Below are 22,804 nucleotides of genomic sequence, written 5' to 3'. Positions count from 1 at the left end.
TCATTGTAACTGTTGTTTCCACTGCTCGATTTGTTTCGTTAGCTGTTGAATTTTCATGTTATACTCTACTTTCCGGTTAAACTGCGTTTCTTTTTTAATCTTGTTTTTCCATTTCGCAATTTCCGCTTCCGCTTGTTCAATTTGCGCAATCAGTTGACGCGATTCTTCGTCAGTAGCAATGTAAAACGCGCCGACCGCTTTCGCGTGCTGAAACGCCTGTACCGCGATATGAATGTCTTGATAAAACCGAAAGAAGTGGGAAAAAGATAGCGCTGTTATGTGAACCGCATCAATAAATTGCTGAACCGCTTCATCATCACTGTTGGATGAAAACCACGGAGTATACGCAAATTCCTCTAAAACAACTTGTGTTTTATCGATTTTGTTCAATCGCTTTAAACACGTACCAACCTGAATATTTCCTTCTTTTTCAAATACAATGACGACAGGGTTTGGCAATGCTCCTTGAATAATCTCTCCAATGACAGGAAGATGGGAGTCCTTTGTTTCGTCTCTTAATCGAATCGTGATAAACATAACTCCTTCGTAATGGTAATCCTCATTGATGAATGGCTGGATATTCACCACACTCGGAGTCAGTAAATACGTTAGCTCGATCCGATCGATGTATTTCGTAATATAGTCTTTTTCCTTTTTCGTTAAATCGGCGAAATCGTAAAACATTTTTTTATCCAACTTCTTATGTAAAGGGCGGACTTTATCGTCCAGCCCTATTCTAGCATAAAATGTGAATCCAGCCACCGCTCTCACCCTTCAATGATAAGATAAGAGATAATTTCAAAGTCTTGCAAACTCGTATTCGCGTTCGTCACTAAGCTGTCCAAGTTTCCGAGGCTAAATATGTTCAGCGTTATTTGCTGATCGATTTTGCCAACGATATCTTCCACCGCTTTCTCCAGCAGCGCCTTATATTGCCCCATGTCTTTTCCGTTTTTCGTCTCTTGGTAAAACGCTTCGTATAAATCCCACTCCACTTCTTTTTTTCCGTTGCATAACGAACGGTATAAATCCAAAATTTTCTTTACGTGGACATGGTTATACAACACCGTGCCGTCTTCCCGTACGTACACTAAGTAATATGGATGGAGCGCGTTTTGTTCGTTCGATGATGTGACGTGATCGATTTGTTTTAGACAGAAAATAACCCCAGGCTTAATTTCGTCTTTTAGTTTTTCATTTTTGTTCACGGTAATGCTAAAAAGCCCTAGCGGCGCTTTTTCCACCGCTTCTTTATGTTCCTTCATAAAATTTAATAAATCCATGCGGAAGTCGTCTAACGTAAAATCGGTTAAAGAAATATTTCCGGAAATGTCCTCTAAATCAATGACTTCGTTTTGCAGTTTTTCGAGTTGTTTGCGGCGGTATTCCAAATCTTTCATTTCATTGCTGTTGTCGGCAATAACATTTTCTTCCCCGGTGGAAGAAATATCGAGAATCGTCATTCGGTCTTTTACCCTGTTGACGAGATTAATATATTCATCAAGTTCTATCGATGGCCAGAAGTTAACGAGTTGAATTCGTTCATTTTTGCTGCCAATCCGATCGATACGACCAAAACGTTGAATAATACGGACCGGATTCCAATGGATATCATAGTTAACGAGATAATCACAGTCTTGCAAGTTTTGCCCTTCGGAAATACAGTCGGTAGCGATCAGTATGTCAATTTCCTCTTTCATCTCGGGCATTACTTTTGCCCGCTCTTTCGAAATAGGTGAAAAGTTCATTAAGACATTATTGAAGTCGACTTTTTTCATTTTTAATGTAGTTTTTGGATGATCCGAGCCAGTTACTACGGCAGAGTGCAAACCAAAATGGCGATAAATCCACTTGTGCAAGTTTTCATATAAATATTTCGCCGTATCCGCAAACGCAGTAAAAATGAGCAATTTCTTGTTTTGGCCGTTAATCGGATTCTCAATTTTGTTTTGAATGACTTTTTTCAATGCCAATAATTTTTTATCACGCTCTGGCGTTACTTTTCGCGCTTGGACAAGCAACTTCGCTAAAATTTCGCGGTCATATAATAAATCTTGCTTCCAGCGGATTAAGTCCATATCTTTGATGAAAATTTTCACTTTCGAGCCAATTAACGCGTCTTCTAAGTCTGGATCTTCCATATCTATATCGTTAATATCTCCGATCGTTTCGTTTTTAGGGTCATAGTGATCGATTTTTTGAATGTGCGAATCAATCTGATGAATGATGTTTTCCAATGTTAAAGAAAAGGAATGAATGCTGCTTTCTAATCGTTTCAACAAGTTGGATTTCATTAAATAGACAAGGTTATTTTCCCGGTCGGTTTGTTTAAAAATTCTTCCGTTTGCTACTTTCGTATCGTACTTTTCGCTATAAACTGCTTTTTTATGAGGCAAGATGTATTGCATCGGCGAATATACCGCCAATCGCAACCGCAATATTTCATTATTAATCTTCTCCAGCGGCGGAAATTCATCTTTGTCGTCAATCGTTTCTTTAATATTGATTGGCTTCAGGCGGGTCGGAAACGAGCCGATCGCGTTCACATTGTAATATTTTTCAATATGGCGGCGTGAACGGGCAATGGTTAATGAGTCAAGCAAGGTGAAATAATCCCAGTTTAGCACATCTAACAACCGCTCAGTGGTCCGCTCTTCTTCGGGAAGATTGCTCCATTTGTTGAATTGCGACTGCGCGCGGCGGATCGTTTGGCTGATGCTTTTGATGTTCGCCGTTTCCGCTAGCGCTTTGTCATTTCCTTCCGTAATGAAAGCAATCTGGTTCTTTAAGTCATCAAGCTTGTTATTGACAGGGGTGGCAGAAAGCATTAACACTTTCGTTTTCACTCCCGCTTTAATAATGTCGTTCATCAAGCGGGAATATCTCGTCACCCGATCGTTGCGCGGATCATTATTGCGAAAGTTGTGTGATTCATCGATAACGACTAGGTCATAATTTCCCCAATTCACATGCTCCAAATTAATATCGCCGCTATATCCGCGCTCACGCGATAAATCGGTATGGTTGAGCAAATCATAGGAAAAGCGGTCTTCCGCCAAAATGTTGCGCTTATCGTTTAAACGATAAATCGCCCAGTTTTCCCTTAATTTTTTTGGTGCCAGCACGAGAACGCGATGATTGCGCAGTTCGTAATATTTAATGACCGCTAACGCCTCAAACGTTTTTCCGAGCCCGACGCTGTCGGCGATAATGCATCCTCCATACGTTTCGATTTTATTGATGGCGCCAATTACCCCATCGCGCTGAAAATCGTAAAGTTTGTTCCAAATGACCGTATTTTCAAATCCCGTTCTTGTTTGTAGCGATTCGTAGTTTTTCGCATCTTGCAAGAAGCCTTTAAATAGATTGTAGAGAGTCATGAAGTAAATGAACTCTGGCGAATTTTCTTTATACATCACTTCTAAGCGCCGCAATATTTCGTCTTTCACATCTTGCAGTGCTTGTTCATCTTGCCAAATGGCGTCAAACTGACGAAGCAGTTGGGTATTTGAATGCTCATCGTCGACAATATGGTTAATATAAATATTGGAAGAGTTGCTGTAGCCTAGACCTGGGCTGGAAAACGGCGCACCGCCGATTAAGCCGATTTGCGTTCCATCGTTGTTTTTGACATGATACAAACCGCCTTGAATGCGCTGATTGGTGACTGATTTAATTTGTGCTTTTCGTTTCAGCCATTTCACTAATTCTTTGGCTATGTATGCTTGATTTAACTCTACTTTATATTTTCGTTCTTCTTCCACTCCATACAGTGCCGCTTCGTTTTTCTCCATTAGTCCTTTTAACGAACGGTCTCCGCGCACAAAAGCAGGCTCTGTAAAAATGAAACGGAATTCATCGAGTTGTGATAGCTCTTTTTTCAGCTCCACAAACGCATATAATGTCAAATGGGCCGCGGCAATCGACAGCTTACTTCCTTTAGTTATATATTCTTTTAAAACATCCCCCACTAAACCACTCTGCTTATTGTCAATCATTCCTTTAGATCCCATGCGATCCATGCTCCTTCAATCGTTAATGACATAGTCTTATTTTACTAAAATAATAAGAAAGAATGTTGTCGGATTTTGTCGTAATATAATCAAATCTTCCTAACTCGTCCAATAATAAAAAAACAAGCCGACTCCCGTTTAGTGAACGCTAGTCAGCTTTTCTAGGCAAAACGAATTTTACGATGCCCCTTTTAGTTGATTAATCCAAGACTTTTTTATTTTTTCTCTATCATGAATCTATTTTTATATACCTTTTTTGCCTCCTAGAACGTGTTGCAAAACGCATAATCTCATGCATAAATGCACATAAAAAATCCACCACCTTAGAAGTCATATACAGTGTGACCAAAAAATAACTCTCCAAGGGGTGGACACGATCATGATTCCAATTGGAACAGCGAACATGCATCTAACAAACCAACCAATACTTATTTCAATTTTATAATTCTGTATATTTCTTTTTTGACCCAAACGCTTTCTCAATTGGATACTTTTGTTCATTTTTCTTTATTTTATCTATAATAGCTTTTTCTAGGTCAATCCCTAATTCGTGTGAAAGCAGGAGCGCATAAATGACTACATCGGCAATTTCGTCTTTTATATTTTCCAAGTTTGTTTTTATAGCCTCTTCGCTGCTTTTCCATTGGAAATTTTCCAGCAACTCTCCTGCTTCTAGGCACAATGAAATCGCTAATTCTTTTGGTGTATGAAACTGTTTCCAATTACGCGCATCGCGAAACTCAATGATTTTTTGCTGCAAGTGTTTCATGATTATTCCCTCCGTTGGTGCTATTTTCTTTAAGTTTTATCGCTATCCATCAGTCTCACCATCTCCTTAAACACCATCGACGGCTGTTTGAGCAAAGCATCAATCGGAAGCGTTTTGAGTTCGGTTCCTCTTGTGATAACCAGTTGCCCTCCTTCGAGCTTTATGACAATATCTTTGATGCGGTACGCTGTAATTTTAGACGCTTTATCCAAGTATCGGTCATCAAGGTCAAAGCGGATGCGGTCGGACAGTCTCCGCAGCATTCTCCATAAAGCGATTTCTTCTTTCGATTTCATAAACAATTCAGGGAGTTCTTTCGCTTCTTTTAATGTATTTAACGCGGTCATTGTGTAGACAGATATGCCGTAGCCGACCGGTTTGATGACGTTCGGTAAGAAATGCCAGCTTTCGATTTCAAATCGGACGTATTGTTCGATACTGTTTTTTGGCAGCTCTTTGATCTCGGAGCGCTCGACAAATTTTACGTCAGCGATTTTTCCGTAACACGTGACCCCGTTTTCCGGCGCCGCTCCTTGTTTTGGATAAAGAGCGACGTATTTCGCTTCCTGCCAGCCTTTTTTCAGCCGTTTGACCGGAATGTGATAAAACCGGTGTTTCAGATGGGCGTAATAGTTTTGCGCGCTAGGGACCATGCCGACAAGCACTTTTTCATCGAAAGAAGACCGCCATTCTTCCATAATTCCTTGCGGTAAAATTCCTTCTTTTTGCAGTTCCTCCGGGCTTTTTTCAATCAGCCGCTCGATTAATTGTTCGACTAACCGAGTCGCGTTTGGCAAAAACGGCAGGCCGCCGATATTGACTTCATTAATGCTTTTGTACAGCTTATGCTCTTGATAACTGTCCTCGTCGTACCAAGGAAATAACACATAAGCGCCAAAGGCGGTTCTTTCATAAGGACCGTTGTGGCGGACAACGAGCGAATCGCGGTAACGATGCATCGTATTGATGTCTTCTTCCATTGGACCAGGAATTTGATAGCGTTTTTGGTAGCCGCTTCCCTCCACTGCGAAATCGATACGATATTTCGCGTCGAAAATGTAATTGAACGTATAATCTTTCCCTTTCTTTTCGATCGACAGCATCGTATCCGGAATTTGCGGAATGGTCGGCAGCCTTCCTTCGTATTTTTGATACGTCAAAATAATTTTTTCACCCGTGTGCGGATGTTCGTATACCCGCCTTGCGGAACGGTTTTTTTCCAAGTTGACGAACAGCCCCGTTCGATTCACTTGAATAATGTCCTGGCTGACCAGTTTATACTTTTTGCCTAACAGTTGTCCTAGCTTCAGAAACGTCCAATACTCATACAATGTCGACACGTCTTTGACGGACATTTGATATAGCTTCCCCTGCAGTGCAAGGCCTCGCGTTACGATCAAAAAAATTTGATACGCATCACGATATCCCGGCGCCATTTGCAAGACGAGGCTCATAATAGAACGGTCGAGTTTCCCGATCTTTCTCCAAAACGCATTGTTTGTTTTCGCTTCGAGCGCGCGTTTCATATTCATGATTTTCGTAAGTAAATCCGGATCGGCTTCCACTTCATATCGTTTGTTTTTCGACTGCACCTTTTCCCATAAATCTTGCAATTTATCGATTAGACGTGTCATCATCCATTTGACAAACCGGTTTTCTAGCGTATCATACGTCAATTCTTTTTTCGCTTTTAAGCCGGATACCGGCATCAGTGAACGGTGTTGAATCCTTATTCCATTATGGACTTCACAAAATAAGTGCGGTCTTTTCCGCAAATAGTTTCTTCCCTGTTGGTCCAAACGGCCAAGCTGGTCTCCTCTCGTTTTTACATGGGTCGTCACAAGCTGATGGTGCGGCTGCCGCTCGATTTGCCGAATGGCTTGGAGGAAGTCGTAAAAATGCGCCTCCATCAGCCGGAAAAATTCACTTCGGGAAGGAGTGCCGTCTAGTTTTGCTTTCGCCCGCTGATACGTTTTCTTAATAAAATGAAACGCGAGATTATAAATTTCATCGCTCACTTCTTGAAGAAGCTTTTGATAGTCTTCTTTATAATTTAATTTGGTCGGAAAAATTTCGATCGTCACTTCTAACAGGACTTTATCTCCCATTCGGATTTCAAACGTGGATAATCCCACTTCGTTTTGAAAATGAAGGTTTCCCATTAGCACATATTGATTGCCGATGCTGATTCGATCGACCGCTCTTCTTAACGATGGGTGTTCATGATAAAACGTTAATTCGCTATCGTTTTTCGGAAAAACGATGATTTGATAAATGCCGTTTTCAAAAAAGATCGGGCGGTGGCCAGCAGACCACTCCACAAGTCTTTGTTGATCAATATCAAATATTTTTACTTCAAAAATGTCTTCGCCTTTGACAAAAAACTCCATCGATTCGTGAAAGTCGAGTTTACGGTATTGCTGGAGTCCTTTGTATTGCTCATGATATGGCTTTCCTTTGATCACGAGGGTTACGTGTTTTGTTTCAATATGAACCAGCTCTACATCCTCACGAGCCAATCCAGAAGGAGGTAAAGCCATCGTCCGCTAACCCCCTTAACATGTGCAAAATTTTATCCGCGCTTTTCGGATATTTCGCGTATGTAAAATCAAGCAAAGCATCGTATTCCCCGTTCAATTCAATGCCAGTGCAGAACGTAAATAGTTGTTCCAGGGCGCGCTGCACTCTCGCATCACTTCCAGAGATGCGCGGCAAAATTTTCTGCAAGAGGCAATGATCAAACGCGTTTTCAAATTCCATCAGCTTTCCTTCTTCGTTGTAAGCAAGATAAAAGCAAATTTCATCGCGGACTCGGTAGCCGATATGCGCTCCTAAAGGCTGTAAATAGGTATTGATTTTCACCAGCTCGTTCGTTGCTCTTTCGACAACATGCGGATACCGCTGATACACGTCTTTTAAATGCAAATATTTAGCGGCAAATGCTTCCTGATTCAGCTTCATCGGTTCCACTTGCTTTAACTCTTTTAAAAAATCGAGATGATCAAGCTGAACGCGATTGAATTCAATCGTATTGGCGCGGTCTAATACTTTTTTGCTGAAAGGATGAGTCGTTTCATCCATATTGACGGTACCAATAATATAGACATTGGCAGGCAGATAAATATCCCGTCCCGCCATTTCTTTCGAAAGCAATTTAGAAGAAACGATTTTCCCGTTTTCCCAACGCCGGCTTTCCATCACGCTGAGGACATCGCTGAAATAATGCTCCACCCTCGCCAGGTTCATTTCATCGAGCAAGACAAAATACGGCTCTTCTTGATTTTTTTCCGCTTCTATATAAATTCAGCTTGAATTTCCGACATGTTTAACTAATACCTCTCCTTGTCTATACTGCTCCTAAACGAGTAAAAAAGGAGCGGATTAATCAATGAAGAAAAAAGGATTACAAATTACGAACGATCACGGTTGGACGATCGAACGTCTTCAGGAACAGGAAAGAGCCATGAAAAAAGCAAACATGGCAAAACGAATTGCAGTCATTCGTCTGATTATGCAAGGCTATTTGGGGATCCAAGCCGCTGAGCTCTTGAATCTCCACCGTGAGACCGTTTCGATTTACGTGCAAAAGTTTAATCAAGGTGGGATGGAGGCGTTATTAGAACATCGATACGCCCCGGGCAGAAAGCCGTATCTGTCTCCGGACGAAGAACGCGAATGAAGAAAGATGCTGGAAGAAAGCACTCCTGCCGATGAAGGATACGGCATTGAAACGGGCTGGAATACCCGGATTATTCAACAGGTGTTAGAAGAGAAATTTTCTGTCACCATGTCCCGTGGCGGTATTGGTGATATGCTTCATCGATGGGAATTTCGCTATACACGCCCTGCGTATACCCTCAAACGGGCCAATCCACAAAAACAAAAAGAGTTTCAACAGGAGATGGAACTCATAAAAAAAACTTGTCCGACAACATGGTCATCATCTATGAAGATGAAAGCCATATTCGGGATTACCAAACTCTACGGGCCACATGGAGTGTTAAAGGGCGTCAAAAACAAATCCCTGCGTATGGACATCACGCGACCGTTCGCTTATTAGGTGGTGTGACTATCGAAACGGGGGAATTTCACTGTATGGAAACCAATCCATGCAATGCACAGGCTTTTCTGCAATTTCTCCAATACACCTTGGGCCAGTATCCGGACAAACATGCCGTGATGGTCTTGGATAACGCAAAGATTCATCATGCGAACATTCTGCAGCCTTTTTTATGTGAGAATGAAGAACGGTTAACCCTTGTGTTCTTGCCGCCGTATTCACCGAATTTAAATTTGGTCGAACGGATTTGGGGATGGATGAAAGAGAGTGTGATTGCCAATCGGTTTCATGCCAATCGAAAAGAGTTGAGAGAATCGATTGTTTCGTTCTTGGAGCATCTCGCTCAATTTCCAGAAAAAGTGCTCCCACGCATCGGACAGGTAATTATGTCGGAAAATTAATCTGAAACTATATAAAAACACTTCAAAATTCGAAATAATTAATAATGAAGTGACAATAAGCAAAAGCATCGACAAAACGATCATAAATATAAGCGTCATGACCCAAATTCCTCATCCCCATAACCTCGGGGACAAAGGGTTCACTAGCCGTGACTTGCAAAAAAAGCTGTATGAAGAATACCAAATGGCGCTTTGGACTCCGTCTCGAAAAAACCAGAAACATCGTCCTCCTGAGACATGGGAGCAGTGGATCAAACAAAAACGCAAAGTGATCGAGACGGTGTTCTCGGTTCTGGTTGACCAATACCGGATCACAGAGATTCGAGCGAATTCAATGATCGGATTTGAAGTAGCGCTCGATGGAATATTGTTAGCCTATTCCTAGTTACACTTGGGCTAGTTGAGCGCTAAAGCGCAACTAGCACCACGGGTAATTATAATCATCACTTAAGATGATGGATTGTTTATGTGCATTATGCATTCGCTATGCGTTTGTGAACATGCTCTTAATGCATTGCAAAAGCAGTCTAGCTACTTTTCATTCTTAAAAGATAGTGTCCATCCGTTTCTTTATTGATATAGTATTTTGCCATCCATTCTCCTTTGATTGGTTTCACCTTCAGCGTTTTAGCAAAAGGAGTCCCCGCCTTCACTTCCCCTTTTTCAACCAGTTTGCCGTTAGGGTTATATAATGCATACTTCAAGCTTCCTTCCCGCAAGTCAATACGATGTTCGATGAGCAGTTGATCAAATTTGTTTTTGTCGACATTAATGGTCGCTTCAAACACATGGTATTGTGGTTCGTACTCCTCTGGGAGAAATGTTCCCTCGGCTGATGATTCAAAATTTTGCTTATTGTAAAAAGCATAATACCATCCACTAAGTATAATCGCTGTCATAATGACCGCAATGACAGACCAAATTCCTTTTTTATTCATTGTCTTTCCCCCTTCGTGTCTGATTGGATTTGTCCATCGACAATTCGAACGATTCGTTTCGTATAAGAAGCAACTTTTTCATCATGTGTGATGACAATAATGCATTTCCCTTCTTCGTTCATTTGGCAAAGAAGTTCCATCAGCCTCGCTCCGTTTTCTTGATCCAATGCACCTGTTGGTTCATCTGCAAGCACGATATCGGTTTCTGCCGCCATTGCGCGTGCAATGGCCACTCGCTGCTTTTGCCCTCCTGACAACTTCGAGACATTCTTTTTTCTTAAATCGGCAATACCAAGTTTCTCTAAATAATAATCCACTTTTTCTTTTATCTCCTTTTTACTTATATCCCGCTTAAACAGCGGAAGAGCGACATTCTCAAAAACGGTGAAGTTATGCATGAGAGCAAAATGCTGAAAGACAAAACTGATCGTTCTGTTTCGAATTTGGCTGAGTTCTTTATCACGCAATGTTGTTACATTAATCCCATTAAGACGATAAATGCCTTCCGTTGGCACATCCATACAGCCAATAATATTTAATAACGTAGATTTTCCTGATCCGGAAGGACCCATAATAGAAACGAATTCACCATTATGCACCTTTAGATCAATGCCTTTTAACGCAACGGTTGTGTACTCATCTTTCCCGTACTTTTTCGAAATCTTCTCCAACTCAATGAGAGCCATCGTTACTCTCTCCCTTCCACCAACTCCCGTAATTCCAACTTTTTAATGTTCCATAATGGAATAATGGCTGAAAATAGTATAATGAATATAGCGATGATCGCTACTTTCCCATACAACCACCATGTAAAGGCCTCTAACCGGATGTTATAGCCTAAAAAATCATTATTGACTTCGGTCAGATAGCTGACGATGACACCGATGACGGCGGAAATTCCTATAAGGAAAAACAGTTCCATGATCAGCATGAACGAAATATCTCGTTTGCTCGCCCCTGTCACCATCATCACACCGAATTCATATTTTCGTGCACGAATCGATGAAATTGTTACAGAAATCACACCGATCAAGGTCACTACGAGAAAAAATGTTCCGATAGCTAAAGCATAATGATTGCTTTTACGGGTATTCTCTTGATAAGCATCAACATCTTTTCGAACAGTTTGCAAAACAGGAGAAATCCCTAATTCTTTTCCTTTTTTCATAATGGCTTCTTTAACGTCCTTAAATTGTTTTTCAGAATGAAGCTGGATGAACGTATTATGTAATCGCACGGCAACACTGATCGGTCGGCCCTCTCTTTGCTCTGGAAAAAAAGGAGCGACAAAAAAATGATCCAAGTTGTCAGCGGGACTGACAAAATAGTCATTTCCTGACAGCCATCTACTTCCCTTTTCAAGTATCCCGACTACTTCATACGTCACTTTAATAGTTTTTTCTCCTGCACCGGCTTCAGCTTTAAAACGGTCCCCGATGCGAAAAACATCACGATAATCGTATCCCACTAAAACAGGGATCACATCGTTGTTTTCTTTTTGGAAATCTGCTTCTTCTAACATTCTTCCCTTTATAACGACAAACTTTGTGAACAGGCGATATATATCATAATCGAAATAAATAATGCCTGAACTCTCAATATCATCTTCTCTTCTTGTCCCCGCATACAATTGCTTATTCCGCTGCTGATATTTTTGCCATTTAGGAAAATCTTGAGGTACGATGCTAGTTGTGTTAAATGATCCGTATCCTTTGATTTCTGGTAAACTTTTTATGTATGTTTCTAATTGCCGAAACCGCTCCGCAAACCACTGAGTATCATCCCCATCCGGCATCGTCAACTTCACTGTCTTATACTCATCCATCTTAGAGATGGAAAAAAGCTGTTTTTCTTGATAGTTGAGCGTATCTATGGTAATTAGCGCATAGTTAATCATCCAAAATGAGACGACAAGCTGGAGTGCCATCAACAAGATTGATAGTTTTCTTTTTACAATGGATGCAAAAGCAATCCTCGCATATTTCATCGTTCTACCGCCTTTATCTTCTATTCATCACATCAACAGGTTGTATTTTAATCGCTTTTATCGCCGGAATAATAATAGTTAGCACGGCTGAAAGCACAACAAATAGAACCGCTGTAGATAGATGGGTGATGGAAATATTGATAGGATAATCAATCCATTGTTCAATAACACGGTTGAACGCCAGCTGTATCGTATATCCAATAATAACGGATGTACTGGAAATTAAACACATCTCCCAGAAAAGCATGGAAACAATATCATAATTACTATAACCAAACGCCTTTTTGATACCAATTTCATACGTTCTTTCTTGAATCCAATAAGAAGTAAGATTAATGGCATTCACAATGGCTAACAAATAAATCATTACCATCAACGAGAGTCGTTCACTTAGCTCAACATGGAACATTGTCTTACTCATGTAAGGCGAAACATCCATTTGTGTGTCAGGAAACAACTGTTCCATATTGTTTCGAATAATTTTTTCATCCGGATACGTATCCTTAACCGGATTATGAATGGTCAAATGTAGCTGTTTCGTACTTGTTAATTTATTAATTGTATCAGCAGGAAGAGACGTCATTGGAATAACCACTTGATAATCAATCGCCCTTGTCTTTTTTCCTTTAACACCAATGATTCCAATTACTTTGTATTTGTCACGACCTGCCATGAGATATTGCTCGCTACCTTCGATAATAACGTCTTCCATTCTTTCTTTCCCAACAAGCGCTACTTTTTCTCCTCTTTTTATCTCTTTGATCGTAAAATACCGCCCTTGCGTTAAAGGAAAACGTTCTACCACTTCTTTTGTCCAATATTCCGGCGTAACCGCCATCATAGCATCACGATGGGGCAATGTCACATCTTCCAAAATAACCCCTGTCTGTGGATCGATACTTTCAAATAGTTCCAAGATGTGCTGCCAATTTGGTTCTTTGGCAAAGGTAATGTCTACGCTTACGGCATGCCGCGGTTGGTAATGCGCCTGTTCTTGCTCAAGAAGCTGAGAATAGTTAATACTGGAAATTCCTACTGAAATCATCAACACCGACAACGACAAACCTAACACAATAAAAAAAGTGGTAATGGGATGTGCTTTTAATTGATTTTTGATAGAATAGAAAATCACAGATACACCTTCTCTCATAGAAGCTAAGGCACTAATAGTCATTCAAAAAAAGAGCGAGCAAACATAAACGAGTAAATATACTCGTTTATGTTTGCCTAAAATTCCTATTAATCGTCTCTCAACGAACGAACAACAAGCTCTTTGTTTGTGCTTACATCATTAATAGAGTGTCTGCTTTGATACACATCAACTCCTGTCCAAGAATATGTTACCTGTGCCCATTTTTTATCTTCCTGATATTTATAACCTTGCATCTTACCATTTTTCCACATTTCTAATCTTACAGCTACTTTATAGCCACTCTTAGGATTTACAAATTTTGTTTCAGCTACTGCATTATCATTATCAAACCAGTTCCAATCGACATCCAGTTTATAACGAGCCTCTAGGTCTTTATACGTTAAAGTACCTGTTTGGGTTGCCGCATACACGTTAGCCCCTGCCAACAAAGTTAGGCCTATTCCTAAAGACATAGCAATTGTTTTTAGATTTTTATTCAATTTCATCACTCCCCCCTAAACTTTAAAAGTGAACGGCCGGTCGACTCACCCTTACTGTATCAAAATGAACAAGAAAAAACATCCGTATTTACCGCAAATTTGATTGCGGAAAATACCTATTTTTTCAGAAAATAATGACATAAATTGTAATATAGTGTAAAATTTTGATAAAAATATTGGTTGGAGGTAGATATTATGAACCAAAACTTATGGAATGTTCTGCAAACACTACTAGAAAAAGATTCCATTGGAACAACGGAACTTGCGTTAGCAAGGAGAAGTTAAACCCAGAAGTCTTCTCAGCATTAGTGGAGTCTCTGCAAGATGGATGGAGATCAACAGGTATCAGATAAATATTGTCGGAAGAAGCGAAATAAAGACTTTTTGCAAAATCATTTGTCCACTAACTGCATGTTTCACCCATGAGTGGCAAAACGCTTGTAATGGACAATGGAGAGACTTGCATTGGTCATAGAGTATTATTTGTCCCTTGTAAGACTATATAAATTCGGTTTGAAATTCCGACACGTTTAATCAACCTGTATTCTTGTCTATACTGCTCCTAAACGAGTAAAAAAAGGAGCGGATTAATCAATGAAGAAAAAAGGATTACAAATTACGAACGATCACGGTTGGACGATCGAACGTCTTCAAGAACAGGAACGCAGAATGAAAAATGCCAACATAGCGAAACGAATTGCAGCGATTCGTCTCATGATGCAAGGCTACTTAGGAATCCAAGCCGCTGAGCTGTTGAACCTCCATCGCGAAACCGTTTCGATTTACGTGCAAAAGTTTAATCAAGGTGGGATGGAGGCGTTATTAGAACATCGATACGCCCCGGGCAGAAAGCCGTATCTGTCTCCGGACGAAGAACGCGAATGAAGAAAGATGCTGGAAGAAAGCACTCCTGCCGATGAAGGATACGGCATTGAAACGGGCTGGAATACCCGGATTATTCAACAGGTGTTAGAAGAGAAATTTTCTGTCACCATGTCCCGTGGCGGTATGATATGCTTCATCGATGGGAATTTCGCTATACACGCCCTGCGTATACCCTCAAACGGGCCAATCCACAAAAACAAAAAGAGTTTCAACAGGAGATGGAACTCATAAAAAAAACTTGTCCGACAACATGGTCATCATCTATGAAGATGAAAGCCATATTCGGGATTACCAAACTCTACGGGCCACATGGAGTGTTAAAGGGCGCCAAAAACAAATCCCTGCGTATGGACATCACGCAACAGTCAGCTTATTAGGCGGTGTGACTATCGAAACGGGGGAATTTCACTGTATGGAAACCAATCCATGCAATGCACAGGCTTTTCTGCAATTTCTCCAATACACCTTGGGCCAGTATCCGGATAAACATGCCGTGATGGTCTTGGATAACGCAAAAATTCATCATGCGAACATTCTGCAGCCTTTTTTATGTGAGAATGAAGAACAGTTAACTCTTGTGTTCTTGCCGCCGTATCACCGAATTTAAATTTGGTCGAACGGATTTGGGGATGGCTGAAAGAGAGCGTGATTGCCAATCGGTTTCATGCCAATCGAAAAGAGTTGCGGGAATCGATTGTTTCGTTCTTGGAGCATCTCGCTCAATTTCCAGAAAAAGTGCTCCCACGCATCGGACAGGTAATTATGTCGGAAAATTAATCTGAAACTATAAAGATCGCGCATCGCCATTTGGAATGCTCCTTTAAAAGCTGTTTCTGCTATTATGATAAACTAGTAATTTTTACCTTATATTTTACAAAAATAACGACGAAACGTCTAATAATTCTTAAAAAAGAGTGATGCAAAAAGCCTATTGGATACATCCATAAAAAACACCACCTCTGCAGCACAACAACATGCATGGGATGGTGGACGTAATCGCTTCCCTTTTCTGTTTAATAATCGAATAACAAAAAAATTTGCTTTTCCCTCCCTCGTTGTCCATCAATATGTATCTGCCTTAATAATAAAGTCTATTTGTGAACGCAGGCTTGCACTGAGGGTGATTTGTGAAAATGTTCATATTTTATTTAGGCGAAATGACAACGGAAGGAATCGATAGAGGAAAACAGGATTTTTCTTTTTATGATCTTCGTCTCCTTGGCACTCTTGTTGGTTTTGCTGGTTCATATGCTTTTAGCCCTTCGTCGCCGGTAAGAATTTCGACTTCCCATCCATTCACTCTTGCGTAGTATTCAGCCACTGTTTTAATCGTTGCATCCCCAATCGATAAACGCTCAGACGCTTGCTTTGGCCATTCGGAAATGAGTTTATGCAATTCATCAGCTGTCCATAACTCTGCTTGCTCGGAAAATTGCGCCCAAGGAGACTCTTTGTCTAACGCCTTTTGTATAATGTGAACAAGCTTTTTCGCGCATTCATATCGTTCTTTTGCTGCTTGGGCAATATGGTTGCCTGTTTCAATGATCGTTGCCAGCGGAAGGACAAACGGTGCCCCACGTTTCTCTTCTTCCGTCAAAAGCTCGTTCACACGCCTGTAGTCCCAAATGTTCCCTTGCGCGCCGCATGTTTCTTTGCCGGGAACTTGCAACCAGCAGCATAAAATCGACGTATCAATGACAAGGATTTTTCGCTTCACCGCTCCTCACTTCCTTGCCACGACAGCGTTTCTTCGATTTCTCCTTCTGCTACTAGCTTGCCAATCGATCCACCTGCAAGAAGCTTCGGCAACGATTGAATATCTTCTAATGGTGTCAATTCACTTGCCCCGTCCTCCATCGAACGATGTGCAACAATAATAAACGGGATCATTTCTGGCCCTAACTCATCGAGTAACGCTGGATTGTGTGTTGTCATTAAAATATCAATTTGTCGATCGGTGCCAATTTCATTTAACATATCAATTAAAATTCCCGCACGGGAAGGGTGTAGGCCATTATCAATTTCTTCGATCACAATAAGACTTCCTTTCGGACGGGTCAATAATGCCGTCAAAATTCCGATAAAACGTAGCGTGCCATCCGACATGCCGCGCGCATCGACAATCAACTTTTTGTCGCTTCCCGGCCATTGCTCTTCACAGTACAGCATCGCATCTGTTTTAAAACGGCCGACCGGCTCCGCCCAAACTCGCTGGACATCTCCTTCCGGAAGGCGGGAGACGTATTTTGAAAGCAATTTTTCCATTTGTTTCTTTTCTTCTTTCGGCAATGCCGCCAGCACTCCTGCTACATTAGAGGCATTGCTCGCAAGGCGGTTGGAAAACGGTTTATAATCACGCATCAAAGCAGGAGCGGGATCTAATATAAAAACATTTTCCAATGTATGCACAACAAGTTGTATAGCTTCATCCACTTCAGGATGTGTTTCTTGGTTTTTTAATTGGCTAATAACCGATACAGAACGTTTGAACGGTTTCTTTTTTGGGCGTCTTCCATTATAAACTGAAGCAGCAACCGTCGGGCTGTCTTCCTCTGCTGTAGCAGTGAATAATTTTGTCCGTTTGTTCATTTTTCTATCTATTTTCACTAATGACTCTGAAACAAGCTCCACATCGGATTTTGTACTCACTTCAATGCTATAATGATAGTCTGTTTCTTCATCGCCTTCGATGACCGCTTCTAATGTAAAAGAAGAATGTGGATGCTTAGCAGCCCATTCAACACCACCGCGTATCGCTTGAATATTCGCTTCTAAAAGAAGAGCAGAATCTCCCGATAAAATCGTCTGTAGCTCTTTTCCTTGTACCACTCGGCTCAAAAAAGCGATACCGTCCAACGCATTCGATTTTCCGCTTGCATTCGTTCCAATCAAAACTGTTAACGGATCAATGTATAATGTTGCATTAGAAAAACTTTTCCAATTTTTGTAATGAACTTCTTTCAACATTCGATCACTTCCTAATCAAACTTCCATTTATCAAGTAGGTAATCCAGAAAAATCATTGTCTAATAAAAAACACTTATAATTAGGAACGATCCATACTTACAACCTAATTACAAGAAAGGTTTTATTGAAAATTATACCATATTTCGAGTATTATTAAAAGAGATAGGTTGTCTCCTGCTCCTTTCCTATTTCCTATATATATTTAAACAAGGTGCGATGCGTTGCATAAACAACAGCAAGCTGTACAAAATGTTGACTCGCTAGGAATAATGGAGTTAATATTAGTACCGCTAGTTAATGCATAGTAGAGAAAATCTGCAAAAAATCTCATCCACGGGATATCGGCAAAAAGAAACCGGCTTCCTCCTTGCACACTACCGAGGAGGAAGCCAGTTTTTTCGATAATAAACAGCACAAGAAGATCGTCAATGCTCTCCCTATACGTTTTCTAACTGCAAATCATGCGATACGTAATTTTTCTTCGTTCATCTAGAAAACAGATCGAAAACCGCAAAAGCTGATTTAAAAAAGAGAAAGCGCCCTCGCGCTTTCTCTTTTCCGTCCTTTTTCAGTTTTTATACGCACAATATGGACGCAGTTTGACGCCGATGATGCTGCCGAGAAAGGCAAACACGAACCAGATCCAGCCGTGGACGCTGAAGGAAGCGATGCCGCTGAAGTAAGCGCCGATGTTGCAGCCGAACGCAAGACGAGTGCCGTAACCCATCATCAATCCGCCGATAAGTGCGCCGATCGTCATGCGCGATGGGCGCTTCCATTGAATCGGTTTTGCGTATCGTCCCGCAAAGGCCGCGGCTAATAGCGCGCCGAACATCAAGCTAATATCCATTACTGTTGTTGTGTCTTGATATAACGGGCTTTTTAGCGCCTTTAATTTCGCTGGATCCTGCCAATATGCCCACTCGGTTGGATCGACGCCAAACAATTGCACGAATTTCGCTCCCCAAAGAGCGAACGCGGAGGTAATGCCCCACGGTTTGCCGTTGATCATTAATACAAGAGCATTCATAACGGCGAGTAAAAGCGCGCCGACAAGAAGCGACCATGGTCCTTTATAAATTGCTTTCCAGCCGTTTTTGTTTTCGGTTTTCGCTGAAATCAGCTTTCCGTGACGGCGTTTTTCGATAACGGTCACGACGTAATAAACGAACGCCAATAGCACAAGTTGAAGGAGAAAGCCTCCGACAGCGCCAAGTTGATGAATGAGTGAAATTGGCGCAAAATGCGGTGTATTCATCCAAAAATCAAAATGAGTCGTCGCAATAACAGAACCGGCGATAAAACCGATTAGTGTCACAATTCCGTTCGTATCTCCGCCGCCGATATGGTAAAGCGTCCCTGAAGCACATCCGTCGCCAAGCTGCATGCCGATTCCGAAAATAAACGCGCCGACAATGACAGAAATGCCGACATCATGAACGTTTCCCGCAACCGGATGACCAAATATCGACCCTTTCAACAATAGCGGCATGAAGAAAATGCTTGCTACTAACATCATAATCATTTGTGCGCGAATGCCTTCACCTTCACGATACAAAATGAATTTGCGCCAAGCGGTCGTAAAGCCAAAACGAGCTTGATATAACACGAAACCTCCAAAAGCTCCTAACACATATAAAAGCGCTTGTTGCCAAGAAACGCGACTATATAAAAACAAAGCACCACCGATTAATGCGACTAACGCTACGGCGATAATAAACGAAGTCGGATTTTTCGGGGCGTTCGTTTCTTGTTTTACTTGTATATTCGTTTGTTTTTTCACAACAATATCCAACTTATCTTCCCCCTTTACTTTGATAAATTAATAATACAATAAATTTGATGGATTTTCTAGGGCTTTTGTTTGTAAGTTTCAACGGTCAATAATGCTATACAAATTAATTTGTTATTTTATTCCAATAAATCAAAATGACTAGAATCTGATCAAACTGATATGTTATATTTCTTTGTACGTGAAATTCAAATACAGGGTGATTTTATGTGGAAAGAATTTAAAGAATTTGCCATGCGAGGAAATGTCGTGGACTTAGCCGTCGGGGTCATTATCGGCAGCGCGTTTGGCAAAATCGTTTCCTCCCTTGTCAATGACATCCTGATGCCGCTTGTTGGCTTGTTGCTGGGCGGTGTTGATTTTAGCGGACTGTCGTGGAAATTTGGCAAGGCCGTGGTGAAATATGGCATGTTTATCCAAACCGTCGTTGATTTTTTCATTATCTCCTTTTCGATTTTCGTTTTTGTCAAAGTGTTGAATAAGCTGTACTGGCACAATAAAAAGGAAGAAGAAATCAAAGATACGGCGCCGACTTTAACGAAGGAAGAGGAACTGTTGATGGAAATCCGCGATTTGTTGAAACAGCAGCGGGAAACGCGATAAGGGAATAAAATGGAAAGAGCCTGCCCGAGATGAATGGACAGGCTCTTTTTTATCTTCACAGCAGCAAATACGCGATCGGCGTAGCGATTATAAGCGTCAAAATCGTCCGCTCGGCCCAAATGACTAATAGCTTTGGAATACTGATCGGGATTTCCGTTGCCAAAATACAAGGAATAACAGCGGAAAAGAACAAAATGGCGGAAATCGAAACGACCGCGATGATGAATTTAGTGACGAGAGGTGCTTCCGTTACAAGCAAGGCTGGCAAAAACATTTCCGCAATCTCGATCGCTGATGCTTTGGCAGCAAGCAATGGCTCCGGAATTTGCAATAGAAGGGTAAATGGATAGAAAAGATAGCCGAGCCAATCAAACAGAGGCGTATATTCAGCAAGCAGCAGCCCAATCAGTCCGACCGACATGATCGACGGCAAAATGCTCATCGTCATGATAAAACCATCTCTGAAGTTTTCCCACACATTCGTCCAAAGCCCTTTCGAATGCTGCACCGCTTTCATCGCTTCTGACCATGCTTCTTTCAAGTAATTTCCCGTAACTTTTTCCTCAGGGTCACCTTTGCCATCATAATAGTCATCGCTCATTTTGCTTAGCGGCCATAACCGGACGGTAATAGCCGTAACCACAAAAGTTACAAAAAACGTCACCCAAAAATACGTATTCCATATGTTCATCAACCCCAGCGTTTTCGCCACAACGACCATGAACGTCACCGATACGGTCGAAAAGCCGGTGGCAATTATGGCCGCTTCTTTAATCGTGTATTTTCCTTCTTTAAATACTTTGTTCGTAATGAGCAGGCCAAGTGAGTAACTTCCGACAAACGACGCAACGGCATCAATCGCCGAGCGTCCTGGCGTTTTCCAAATCGGCCGCATCACTGGTTGCATCAAAACTCCGACAAATTCCAAAAGCCCGTATCCGACTAAAAGGGCGAGGAAAATGGAACCGATCGGCACTAACAGACCAACGGAGATGACGAGTTTATCGTACAAAAACGGTCCCATGTCCGGTTTGAACAGCCAAGATGGACCGATTTTAAACATTAACATTATCGCTACCATCAGTCCTAATACTTTTAACAAGGAAAAAACGATCGCAACCACATCTTTGTTCCACGTTTTAGTGTAAAACGGATATACAGCGCCTAAAGCAATCACGATGAGCGCGTAATACGGTACAAGCGCCGGAAACTGCATACGTATCCATGAGACGATATGGTCAAGCATAATCGAGGACGTCTCCCCAATTTGGACGGGAACGAAAAACATGAAAATGCCAATCGCGCTGTAAATGAAAAACTTCCAAGCCTGACCAGTGGAAGTTTGTACCGGCAGCGAAGGCTGTTTGCTTGTATTTACTTTCATTTTCCCCACCACCTTGTTTTCATTTGTTTAAAAATTCAGTCTTTTATGGTTAAAAAGCACGCGCTAGAAGCGCGTGCTTTTGGTTGCCAACGCCTAGTAGCAAAGCCTCCCGCTTTTCACCACCACCCGGCCGTTTTTCACGACCATATCGGTATGGTTCATGCCGTAATGGTAGATGAGCTGCATATAATTCGGGACATCGAAAAGGACCAAATCGGCTTTTTTCCCGACTTCAATGCTTCCAATTTCATGGCCGCGGTTGATCGCGTGCGCGGCGTTGATCGTGACGGCCGCCAGCGCTTCGGCAGGGGTCATGCCCATCTGCAGGCAGCCGAGGTTCATGATCAGCGGGAGCGATACGGTTGGCGAGGAGCCGGGATTGCAGTCGGTGGAAAGCGCGACCGCTGCGCCGGCGTCGATGATCTTGCGGGCATTGGCGGCCTTGGTCATCAGGAAAAACGCCGTGCCCGGCAGCAGCACCGCAATCACTCCTTTTTCCGCCATGCGGCGAATGCCTTCGTCCGAAGCGCGTAGGAGATGGTCGGCGGAAACCGCCCCGACTTCCGCGGCCAGCTCCGCGCCGCCGTATGGCTCGATTTCATCGGCATGAATTTTCGGCATCAGCCCGTACGCTTTTCCTGCCTCTAAAATGATTCTTGCCTGTTCTGGAGTGAACACGCCGCGTTCGCAAAAGACATCATTGAATTCGGCAAGCCCGAGCTCGCTTACTTTCGGAATCATCTCTTCAACGATGACGCGGACAAAGCCGTCAGGATTGTCTTTCCACTCGGCGGGTACGGCATGCGCTCCCATAAACGTGGACACGACATCGACGGGATGGGTTTCATCGAGCTGTTTCGCCACCGTCAGCTGTTTGACTTCGTGCTCAATACTCAAGCCATAGCCGCTTTTCGCCTCCACGGTCGTGACGCCGTGAAGCAAAAACTGATCGAGCCGCCGCTTGCTTTCTTCATACAATGTTTCTTTCGATGCTTCCCGAGTTGCTTTTGTCGTCGCGTGAATACCGCCGCCGGCGTTCATTATTTCCATGTATGTCGCCCCGCTAAGACGCATCGCGAATTCGCTTTCGCGGCTTCCCGCATATACGAAATGCGTGTGCGGATCGACAAGCCCCGGTGTCACCGTTTTCCCTGTCGCATCGACGATCTCTGCTTCCGCGATTCGCTCTTGAAATTGTTGCGAAAGCTCCTCGTCCGTTCCGATAGCGGCAATTTTTCCGCCTTCTACCCAGACGCTGCCATTTTCAATGATATGAAGTTCATTCATTTTCTCCTTCACAAGCGGGGCCGTGGAGCTGCCGGCCAGCGTCACGAGCTGGCTGGCGTTGCGGATAAACAACGGGCGCATGCGCT

23 protein-coding genes and 1 pseudogene are annotated in these 22,804 nt (G+C 42.2%); 9 read left to right on the top strand and 15 right to left on the bottom strand.

Features of this window, described 5'->3' with window-relative positions:
* The 5 genes from B9L23_RS08720 to B9L23_RS08700 form a co-directional block, all read right to left on the bottom strand.
* Positions 1-762: a DUF4391 domain-containing protein gene (locus tag B9L23_RS08720; RefSeq protein ID WP_089097379.1), complete on the bottom strand. Its 762-nt coding sequence runs from the start codon at positions 760-762 to the stop codon at positions 1-3.
* 5 nt (positions 763-767) lie between these two features.
* On the bottom strand, positions 768-4,013 hold the full coding sequence (locus B9L23_RS08715; RefSeq protein ID WP_089097378.1) for a helicase-related protein: 3,246 nt from the start codon (positions 4,011-4,013) through the stop codon (positions 768-770).
* Between the two features lie 439 nt (positions 4,014-4,452).
* Complete coding sequence (locus tag B9L23_RS08710; RefSeq protein ID WP_089097377.1) at positions 4,453-4,782, bottom strand: nucleotide pyrophosphohydrolase; 330 nt, start codon at positions 4,780-4,782, stop codon at positions 4,453-4,455.
* A 29-nt stretch (positions 4,783-4,811) separates the two neighbouring features.
* Complete coding sequence (locus B9L23_RS08705) at positions 4,812-7,322, bottom strand: restriction endonuclease-like protein (RefSeq protein ID WP_089097376.1); 2,511 nt, start codon at positions 7,320-7,322, stop codon at positions 4,812-4,814.
* Entirely contained in the window at positions 7,291-7,983 is a 693-nt protein-coding gene (locus tag B9L23_RS08700; protein ID WP_245842330.1) for a hypothetical protein, read from the bottom strand. The genes B9L23_RS08705 and B9L23_RS08700 overlap by 32 nt, the downstream gene beginning before the upstream one ends.
* A 187-nt stretch (positions 7,984-8,170) precedes the next feature.
* Between B9L23_RS08700 and B9L23_RS20950 the strand changes: the two genes are divergently transcribed.
* The 4 genes and pseudogenes from B9L23_RS20950 (at position 8,171) to B9L23_RS08685 (ending at position 9,654) form a co-directional block, all read left to right on the top strand.
* Positions 8,171-8,461, top strand: a complete 291-nt coding sequence (locus B9L23_RS20950; protein ID WP_240345813.1) for a helix-turn-helix domain-containing protein — start codon at positions 8,171-8,173, stop codon at positions 8,459-8,461.
* Positions 8,462-8,467: 6 nt separating this feature from the next.
* On the top strand, positions 8,468-8,842 hold the full coding sequence (locus B9L23_RS20945; protein WP_245842328.1) for a helix-turn-helix domain-containing protein: 375 nt from the start codon (positions 8,468-8,470) through the stop codon (positions 8,840-8,842).
* Positions 8,725-9,243, top strand: a complete 519-nt coding sequence (locus B9L23_RS20940; RefSeq protein ID WP_245842359.1) for an IS630 family transposase — start codon at positions 8,725-8,727, stop codon at positions 9,241-9,243. The genes B9L23_RS20945 and B9L23_RS20940 overlap by 118 nt, the downstream gene beginning before the upstream one ends.
* 49 nt (positions 9,244-9,292) lie before the next feature.
* Positions 9,293-9,654 (top strand): annotated as a pseudogene (locus B9L23_RS08685) (transposase).
* 116 nt (positions 9,655-9,770) lie between these two features.
* Here B9L23_RS08685 and B9L23_RS08680 read toward each other — a convergent pair.
* The 5 genes from B9L23_RS08680 to B9L23_RS08660 all read right to left on the bottom strand — a co-directional run bounded on the left by B9L23_RS08680 (position 9,771) and on the right by B9L23_RS08660 (position 13,806).
* On the bottom strand, positions 9,771-10,181 hold the full coding sequence (locus B9L23_RS08680; protein ID WP_089097374.1) for a hypothetical protein: 411 nt from the start codon (positions 10,179-10,181) through the stop codon (positions 9,771-9,773).
* The gene (locus tag B9L23_RS08675; RefSeq protein WP_062679206.1) at positions 10,178-10,867 is read right to left on the bottom strand and encodes an ABC transporter ATP-binding protein; all 690 of its coding nucleotides are present in this window, start codon (positions 10,865-10,867) and stop codon (positions 10,178-10,180) included. Before B9L23_RS08675 ends, B9L23_RS08680 begins: the two co-directional genes overlap by 4 nt.
* Before the next feature lie 2 nt (positions 10,868-10,869).
* A complete protein-coding gene (locus tag B9L23_RS08670; protein ID WP_089097373.1) occupies positions 10,870-12,168 on the bottom strand; it encodes an ABC transporter permease in 1,299 nt (432 codons plus the stop codon).
* Between the two features lie 13 nt (positions 12,169-12,181).
* Positions 12,182-13,300, bottom strand: a complete 1,119-nt coding sequence (locus tag B9L23_RS08665) for an ABC transporter permease (protein WP_089097372.1) — start codon at positions 13,298-13,300, stop codon at positions 12,182-12,184.
* 107 nt (positions 13,301-13,407) lie between these two features.
* Positions 13,408-13,806 (bottom strand): hypothetical protein, encoded by a 399-nt coding sequence (locus B9L23_RS08660; protein WP_041269417.1) that lies wholly within the window; start codon positions 13,804-13,806, stop codon positions 13,408-13,410.
* 588 nt (positions 13,807-14,394) lie between these two features.
* Here B9L23_RS08660 and B9L23_RS20935 point away from each other — a divergent pair.
* The 4 genes from B9L23_RS20935 to B9L23_RS08645 all read left to right on the top strand — a co-directional run bounded on the left by B9L23_RS20935 (position 14,395) and on the right by B9L23_RS08645 (position 15,462).
* Complete coding sequence (locus B9L23_RS20935) at positions 14,395-14,685, top strand: helix-turn-helix domain-containing protein (protein ID WP_235603737.1); 291 nt, start codon at positions 14,395-14,397, stop codon at positions 14,683-14,685.
* A gap of 128 nt (positions 14,686-14,813) precedes the next feature.
* Entirely contained in the window at positions 14,814-15,062 is a 249-nt protein-coding gene (locus B9L23_RS21670) for a winged helix-turn-helix domain-containing protein (RefSeq protein ID WP_412761331.1), read from the top strand.
* On the top strand, positions 14,945-15,292 hold the full coding sequence (locus tag B9L23_RS08650; protein ID WP_412761332.1) for a transposase: 348 nt from the start codon (positions 14,945-14,947) through the stop codon (positions 15,290-15,292). Before B9L23_RS21670 ends, B9L23_RS08650 begins: the two co-directional genes overlap by 118 nt.
* 2 nt (positions 15,293-15,294) lie before the next feature.
* A complete protein-coding gene (locus tag B9L23_RS08645; RefSeq protein WP_089097370.1) occupies positions 15,295-15,462 on the top strand; it encodes an integrase in 168 nt (55 codons plus the stop codon).
* 424 nt (positions 15,463-15,886) lie between these two features.
* Here B9L23_RS08645 and B9L23_RS08640 read toward each other — a convergent pair whose 3' ends face one another.
* From B9L23_RS08640 to B9L23_RS08630, 3 genes are all read right to left on the bottom strand, one after another.
* Complete coding sequence (locus B9L23_RS08640; RefSeq protein ID WP_089097369.1) at positions 15,887-16,402, bottom strand: hypothetical protein; 516 nt, start codon at positions 16,400-16,402, stop codon at positions 15,887-15,889.
* A complete protein-coding gene (locus B9L23_RS08635) occupies positions 16,399-17,652 on the bottom strand; it encodes an AAA family ATPase (RefSeq protein WP_015863610.1) in 1,254 nt (417 codons plus the stop codon). Before B9L23_RS08635 ends, B9L23_RS08640 begins: the two co-directional genes overlap by 4 nt.
* Before the next feature lie 568 nt (positions 17,653-18,220).
* Positions 18,221-19,447 (bottom strand): YeeE/YedE family protein, encoded by a 1,227-nt coding sequence (locus B9L23_RS08630; protein ID WP_089097368.1) that lies wholly within the window; start codon positions 19,445-19,447, stop codon positions 18,221-18,223.
* A gap of 204 nt (positions 19,448-19,651) precedes the next feature.
* Here B9L23_RS08630 and mscL point away from each other — a divergent pair, with 204 nt between their 5' ends.
* Positions 19,652-20,047 carry a large conductance mechanosensitive channel protein MscL gene (gene mscL / locus B9L23_RS08625; RefSeq protein ID WP_089097367.1) on the top strand — a complete coding sequence of 132 codons (396 nt, stop codon included), beginning with the start codon at positions 19,652-19,654 and terminating at the stop codon, positions 20,045-20,047.
* A 55-nt stretch (positions 20,048-20,102) separates the two neighbouring features.
* Here mscL and B9L23_RS08620 read toward each other — a convergent pair whose 3' ends face one another.
* Together B9L23_RS08620 and hutI are read right to left on the bottom strand one after the other, a co-directional pair.
* Positions 20,103-21,431, bottom strand: coding sequence for a YjiH family protein (locus B9L23_RS08620; RefSeq protein WP_089097366.1), 1,329 nt, complete (start codon positions 21,429-21,431; stop codon positions 20,103-20,105).
* A 93-nt stretch (positions 21,432-21,524) separates the two neighbouring features.
* Positions 21,525-22,799 carry an imidazolonepropionase gene (gene hutI / locus B9L23_RS08615; RefSeq protein ID WP_089097365.1) on the bottom strand — a complete coding sequence of 425 codons (1,275 nt, stop codon included), beginning with the start codon at positions 22,797-22,799 and terminating at the stop codon, positions 21,525-21,527.
* Positions 22,800-22,804: the final 5 nt, after the last annotated feature.

It is taken from the genome of Parageobacillus galactosidasius (genome assembly GCF_002217735.1).
In the GTDB taxonomy this organism is placed as follows: domain Bacteria; phylum Bacillota; class Bacilli; order Bacillales; family Anoxybacillaceae; genus Parageobacillus_B; species Parageobacillus_B toebii.
This window is presented reverse-complemented; position numbering and strand designations above follow the sequence as displayed.

What these genes read in the sequence shown, in the direction of transcription:
- mscL (WP_089097367.1), top strand. Translation starts at nt 19,652, where the DNA reads ATGTGGAAAGAATTTAAAGAATTTGCCATGCGAGGAAATGTCGTGGAC.
- B9L23_RS08660 (WP_041269417.1), bottom strand. Translation starts at nt 13,806, where the DNA reads ATGAAATTGAATAAAAATCTAAAAACAATTGCTATGTCTTTAGGAATA.
- B9L23_RS20935 (WP_235603737.1), top strand. Translation starts at nt 14,395, where the DNA reads ATGAAGAAAAAAGGATTACAAATTACGAACGATCACGGTTGGACGATC.
- B9L23_RS20945 (WP_245842328.1), top strand. Translation starts at nt 8,468, where the DNA reads ATGCTGGAAGAAAGCACTCCTGCCGATGAAGGATACGGCATTGAAACG.
- hutI (WP_089097365.1), bottom strand. Translation starts at nt 22,799, where the DNA reads ATGCGCCCGTTGTTTATCCGCAACGCCAGCCAGCTCGTGACGCTGGCC.
- B9L23_RS08635 (WP_015863610.1), bottom strand. Translation starts at nt 17,652, where the DNA reads ATGTTGAAAGAAGTTCATTACAAAAATTGGAAAAGTTTTTCTAATGCA.
- B9L23_RS08705 (WP_089097376.1), bottom strand. Translation starts at nt 7,322, where the DNA reads ATGGCTTTACCTCCTTCTGGATTGGCTCGTGAGGATGTAGAGCTGGTT.
- B9L23_RS08670 (WP_089097373.1), bottom strand. Translation starts at nt 12,168, where the DNA reads ATGAAATATGCGAGGATTGCTTTTGCATCCATTGTAAAAAGAAAACTA.
- B9L23_RS08715 (WP_089097378.1), bottom strand. Translation starts at nt 4,013, where the DNA reads ATGGGATCTAAAGGAATGATTGACAATAAGCAGAGTGGTTTAGTGGGG.
- B9L23_RS08620 (WP_089097366.1), bottom strand. Translation starts at nt 21,431, where the DNA reads ATGAAAGTAAATACAAGCAAACAGCCTTCGCTGCCGGTACAAACTTCC.
- B9L23_RS08710 (WP_089097377.1), bottom strand. Translation starts at nt 4,782, where the DNA reads ATGAAACACTTGCAGCAAAAAATCATTGAGTTTCGCGATGCGCGTAAT.
- B9L23_RS21670 (WP_412761331.1), top strand. Translation starts at nt 14,814, where the DNA reads ATGCTTCATCGATGGGAATTTCGCTATACACGCCCTGCGTATACCCTC.
- B9L23_RS08675 (WP_062679206.1), bottom strand. Translation starts at nt 10,867, where the DNA reads ATGGCTCTCATTGAGTTGGAGAAGATTTCGAAAAAGTACGGGAAAGAT.
- B9L23_RS08680 (WP_089097374.1), bottom strand. Translation starts at nt 10,181, where the DNA reads ATGAATAAAAAAGGAATTTGGTCTGTCATTGCGGTCATTATGACAGCG.
- B9L23_RS20950 (WP_240345813.1), top strand. Translation starts at nt 8,171, where the DNA reads ATGAAGAAAAAAGGATTACAAATTACGAACGATCACGGTTGGACGATC.